The organism is Mycobacterium sp., from assembly GCF_036488105.1.
Lineage (GTDB): Bacteria > Actinomycetota > Actinomycetes > Mycobacteriales > Mycobacteriaceae > Mycobacterium.
This window is the reverse complement of sequence record NZ_DASXHW010000395.1, coordinates 1-5,595: the sequence shown is the minus strand read 5'-3', so window position 1 is coordinate 5,595 and position 5,595 is coordinate 1. Positions and strand designations below refer to the sequence as shown.

Genomic DNA, 5,595 nt, shown 5'->3' with positions numbered 1-5,595 from the left:
CGGCACCGTAAGATCACCGCGGCGGTGCACGATGCCGGTGGCAAAATCCTGCTACAGATCCTGCACGCCGGACGCTATGCCTACCACCCCCTTTCGGTCAGCGCGTCGTCGATCAAGGCGCCGATCACCCCGTTTCGTCCGCGCCGGCTCTCGTCGAGCGGTGTGCAGAGCACGATCGACGACTTCACCCGCTGCGCGCAACTGGCCCGCGAGGCGGGGTACGACGGCGTCGAAATCATGGGCAGCGAAGGGTATTTGATCAACCAGTTCTTGGCGCCGCGAACCAACAAGCGCAACGACGGGTGGGGCGGCAGCGCGGAGAAACGCCGCCGGTTCCCGGTCGAGATCGTACGGCGCGCACGCGCGGCAGCCGGATCCGATTTCATCATCTGCTACCGGATGTCGATGGCCGACTTCGTCGAGGGCGGTCAGAGCTGGGACGACATCCTCACGCTGGCAACCGAAGTCGAAGCCGCGGGCGCGACGATGATCAACTCCGGCTTCGGCTGGCACGAGGCGCGGGTACCCACCATAGTCACGTCGGTGCCCAACAACGCGTTCGTCGACATCAGCCATGCCGTCGCCGGCCACGTCAACATCCCGGTGGCGGCGTCCAATCGAATCAACATGCCGCAGGCGGCCGAACAGATCCTGGCCGACACCCACGTGCAGCTGATCTCCATGGCGCGGCCGCTGCTGGCGGACCCCGAGTGGGTGCTCAAGGCACAGGCCGCCCGCGACGACGAGATCAACACCTGCATCGCCTGCAATCAGGCCTGCCTGGACCGCGCTTTCGTGAAGAAGACGGTGTCGTGTCTGCTCAACCCGCGAGCCGGCCGCGAGACGCAACTGGTGCTGTCGCCGACCCGGCGCGCACGCTCGATCGCGGTCGTCGGGGCCGGCCCGGCCGGGCTGGCCGCAGCGGTGAACGCCGCCGCCCGAGGCCACCACGTCACGCTGTTCGAGGCCAACAACTACATCGGCGGCCAGTTCGACCTGGCACGCCGCATACCCGGTAAAGAGGAATTCAACGAAACCATCCGGTATTTCACGACGATGCTCACAACCCACGGCGTGGTGGTGCGGCTGGGCACTCGAGCGTCGGCCACCGAACTCGCCGGCTATGACCATGTGGTGCTGGCCACCGGCGTGGCGCCACGAATCCCCAGCATCGCCGGAATCGATCATCCGATGGTGCTGACCTATGCCGAGGCCATCACCGGGGTCGAGCCGGTCGGCAACAGCGTCGCCGTGATCGGAGCCGGCGGCATCGGTTTCGACGTAAGCGAGTTCCTGGTCACCGACTCCTCGCCAACGCATGAACCGCTAAGCCTGAAAGATTGGAAGGCCGAATGGGGTGTGGCCGATCCGTGGGAGGCGCCGGGTGCGCTGATCACTCCGATTCCCGCGCCGCCGGCCCGCGAGGTCTACCTGCTGCAGCGCACGAACGGGGTCCAGGGAAAGCGGCTGGGCAAGACCAGCGGGTGGGTGCACCGGGCTTCGCTGAAAGCCAAAGGCGTCCATCAGCTTTCCGGGGTCAACTACGAGCGGGTGACCGACGAGGGGCTGCACATCAGCTTCGGCCCGAAGCGCGAGCGAGCGCAGCTGCTCGAAGTGGACAACATTGTGGTCTGCGCCGGTCAGGAGCCGGTGCGCGAACTGGAAGACGAGCTGCGCCGCGGCGGTGTCAACCCGCACGTAATCGGCGGCGCGGCAATCGCGGCAGAGCTGGACGCCAAGCGTGCCATCGAGCAGGGCACCGAGCTCGCGGCCCGGCTGTAGGGCTCAGTAGCCGGACAGCAGGGCACGCACCCGGCCCAGGGCTTCCGGACCGACCCGGCTGCGGATGCGCGACGGGTCGGCGGGACGGCGGCCCCACAGCAGTAAAACCCTTGCGGCGGAATCGGTTTCCAAGGTAGCCGGGCCGTCCGGGTCGGCGAGCTCGATGGTGGTGGTTTCGGAGTCCGCGGTCACCACCACGTCGTCGGCGCCGTCGACCCGCAGCCGGGCCTCGATGCGTTCACCGGGCCGCAGTTGCTTGGCACCCTTGACCAGTAGCGGCTTGCCCACCGCCGACACGCTGTGGGTCGTCATCCAGGGCTGCGCCATCCGGGCCTGCGCCGCTGCGTCGTCGCCGGTGATGTCCCACCCGTGCAGCACCAGCTCTTCCCGCATGTGCTCGGCGAACGACGGCACCTTCATGGTTCGCCCGGTCCACGCAACGTCGGTATCGGCGGGTACGTCGTCGGCGGCCTCGGCGACCTCGTTCAGCCGCATCATGTTTCGGTGCAGGGCCGCCCACAGGTCGGTCTCGTTCATCGCCCGCAGCGGCGCCTCGCGCTCTTCGAACTTTCGGGTCGCCACCGGCTCACCCGCCAGGTGGGCACCCAGGACCCGGGCCAGCTCCTCGGCGTTGCCGGCCTGATGGATGACGATGTCGCGCACCGTCCACGCCTCACACCAGGTGCCGGAGTCCGGGCCACGGTGTTGCACGGCGTCGACGAATGGCTGCCACTCTGGGAATCGGTCGTCGTCGATCTTTGAACTCACCCGCTACCTCCGTTCATGTCGTCAGTCGGCGTCGCTGGGGCTGGCGTCAAGGCGGTGCTGACGCCGAGCGACAGGAAGAACACGATGAACAGCGCGCCGCCGAGAAACATATTCATCGGGCCGCCAGGAGAAATGAACAAGCCGGGGCCACCGATGATTGTCACCGTCTCGACGAATTGCTCAAGGGCGAATATCGCCGCGAGGAAACCCAGCCAACGCGGGAAGTGACCGGCCTTGGCTGCAAGTGCTATCGGAACGGCGACGATGACGTCGGCCACGGTCAGGACTGGTCCAAACATCAAAGCAAGGTCCGCCGCGGTGCGGGCAACGGCGGGATCAAGGGTGTTGGCGTGCAGGGCCAGGCCGCTGGTAAACCACAGCTCGACGCTGAACTCCGCAATGATCAGCGCCGAGCCAATGGTTAACGCGTATCCGGATGGCCCGTCCAGCCGTGAGCGCGCATAGGCAAGGACGATCACCAGCGCCAGAAAGCCCACTGTTAGCAAAAGGGCTTGCAGCCGTATGGCGTCGGCATGCTCACGAAAGTGGGAGACGACGGCACTGGCTGGCTGGTCAGTGCCGGGCAACGTTGGAACCATTAGCAGGGCGAACGTGAAGAGCACGGCGAACACGATCCCTGCGACAAGCGGAATGCGACGACTCATTCGACCTAGTCTGCGCTCCGGGTGTGACACCGGTGTCGCTTTCGCTACGCGGCCAGTGGGGTGTAATCGGTGGTGCGCTGCCGGGCCGGACGCCCGATGCCCTCGGCGATCGCCCTCAGCTCGGAGACGGTTTTAGCGGAGCCGAATTCGGAACCGGCCATCCGCGAGATGGTCTCCTCCATCAACGTGCCACCCAAATCGTTGGCACCGCCGTTGAGCATCACCTGGGTGCGCTCGATGCCGAGCTTGACCCAGCTGGTCTGGATGTGAGAAATCCGGCCGTGCAACATGATCCGCGCCAACGCATGCACGGCACGGTTGTCACGGTGGGTGGGTCCCGGCCGCGAGGCACCGGCGAGGTACAGCGGCGAGTTCTGATGGACGAACGGCAGCGGGACGAACTCGGTGAAACCGCCGGTGCGATCTTGGATGTCACGCAACACGTTGAGGTGGCCGACCCAATGCCGCGGCTCGTCGACGTGGCCGTACATCATCGTCGACGACGACCGCAGGCCCACCTCGTGCGCGGTGGTCACCACCTCGATCCACATCGACGTGGGCAACTTGCCCTTGGTGAGTACCCAGCGGACTTCGTCGTCAAGAATTTCGGCGGCCGTGCCGGGGATGGTGTCCAGGCCGGCTTCGCGCAGGCTGGTCAGCCACTCGCGAATACTCAAGCCACTCTTGGTCACCCCGTTGGCGATCTCCATCGGCGAAAACGCGTGCACATGCATCGACGGCACCCGCGCCTTGACCGCGCGAACCAAGTCGGCGTAACCGGTGACCGGCAACTCGGGATCGATGCCGCCCTGCATGCAGACCTCGGTGGCACCGGCGACATGCGCCTCCCACGCCCGTTGAGCGACCTCGTCGGACGACAGCGAGTAGGCGTCGGCGTCGTCCTTGCGCTGCGCGAAGGCACAGAACCGGCAGCCGGTGTAGCAGATGTTGGTGAAGTTGATGTTGCGGTTCACCACAAACGTCACGTCGTCACCGACCACGTCGCGGCGCAGCGAATCCGCCAGCGCGGCAACGGCGTCCAGCGCGGGTCCGTCGGCGGTGGCCAACGCGAGATACTCCGTGTCGGTGCAGCTGCCGGGGTCACGTTCGGCCGAGCGCAGTGCGGCGAGCACGTCGGTGTCGATGCGCTCCGGCGCGCGGGCCGCCAAGTCGTGCACCTGCGCGCGGATCGACTCCCAGTCACCGAAGGCGCTGTCCAGATCGCTGCGAGTCTCGGTTCGGCGGCCTTCGGTGTCGATCGCCGCGTTCAGATCGATCCGGCCGGACGATGCCACCTCGTCGGGCTCCTGCCACGGCATGCCCACCGGCTTCACGTCGCGGGCCAGTCCGGTGGCCGGATCGGCCAGCGCGGCAACGTGCCCGCGCACCCGCGGGTCGATCCAGGCCGCTCCCGCCTGCACGTACTTGGGCTGCGCGGTCAGCCGCTCCACCAGGTCGTATCCCGCCTCGGCGGTGACGGCAGCAAGATCGTCGAGTGCGGGCCACGGCCGCTCGGGGTTCACATGGTCGGGCGTGAGCGGCGAGACGCCGCCCCAGTCGTCGACTCCGGCGGCGATCAACGCCAGACATTCCTGGGCTGACACCAGGTTCGGCGGTGCCTGGATGCGCATCGCCGGGCCGAGGACCAACCGCGCAACCGCAACAGTGGCCAGGAATTCGTCGATGCCGGCGTCCGGCGTAGCGGCCATCGCGGTGTGCTGCTTGGCCCGGAAATTCTGCACGATGACTTCCTGGACGTGACCGAACGCCTTGTGCGACTTGCGAATCGCGTGCAGTGTTTCGGCACGCTCGGTCAGCGTCTCGCCGATGCCGACCAGCAGGCCGGTGGTGAACGGAATGGACAGCCGGCCCGCGTCGGTCAGCGTGCGCAGCCGGACCTCGGGATCTTTGTCCGGACTGCCGTAGTGCGCAAGGCCTTTGGTCTCGAACAGCCGCCGCGACGTCGTCTCCAACATCATGCCCATCGACGGGGCCACCGGCTTCAACCTCGACAGCTCCGACCAGCTCATCACGCCGGGATTCAGGTGCGGCAGCAGCCCGGTCTCCTCGAGCACCCGGATCGCCATCGCCCGCAGATACGACAGCGTGGAGTCGTAGCCGCGCGCCTCCAGCCACTCGCGCGCCTCGGGCCACCGGTCCTCGGGCCGGTCGCCGAGGGTGAATAGCGCTTCCTTGCAACCGAGTTCGGCTCCGCGACGGGCGATATCGAGGATCTCGTCGGGCTCGAGGTACATGCCGGCGCCCTGGGCGCGCAACTTGCCGGGCACCGTGACGAACGTGCAGTAGTGGCAGGAGTCCCGGCAGAGATGGGTCACCGGAATGAACACCTTGCGGGAGTAGCTGACCGGCAGTCGTCCGG

4 protein-coding genes are annotated in these 5,595 nt (G+C 67.0%); 1 reads left to right on the top strand and 3 read right to left on the bottom strand.

Going from position 1 to position 5,595, the window contains the following annotated elements:
- Window positions 1–1,782: NADPH-dependent 2,4-dienoyl-CoA reductase (locus VGH54_RS20970; protein WP_331514009.1), on the top strand; the 1,782-nt coding region annotated here is incomplete at its 5' end.
- 3 nt (window positions 1,783–1,785) lie between these two features.
- On the opposite strand, the gene VGH54_RS20965 is transcribed toward VGH54_RS20970, so the two are convergent.
- The 3 genes from VGH54_RS20965 to VGH54_RS20955 form a co-directional block, all read right to left on the bottom strand.
- Window positions 1,786–2,550, bottom strand: a complete 765-nt coding sequence (locus tag VGH54_RS20965) for a maleylpyruvate isomerase N-terminal domain-containing protein (RefSeq protein WP_331514008.1) — start codon at window positions 2,548–2,550, stop codon at window positions 1,786–1,788.
- Window positions 2,547–3,182, bottom strand: a complete 636-nt coding sequence (locus VGH54_RS20960) for a hypothetical protein (RefSeq protein ID WP_331514007.1) — start codon at window positions 3,180–3,182, stop codon at window positions 2,547–2,549. Before VGH54_RS20960 ends, VGH54_RS20965 begins: the two co-directional genes overlap by 4 nt.
- 77 nt (window positions 3,183–3,259) lie before the next feature.
- On the bottom strand, window positions 3,260–5,595 hold a 2,336-nt coding region (locus VGH54_RS20955), incomplete at its 5' end, for a bifunctional FO biosynthesis protein CofGH (protein ID WP_331514006.1).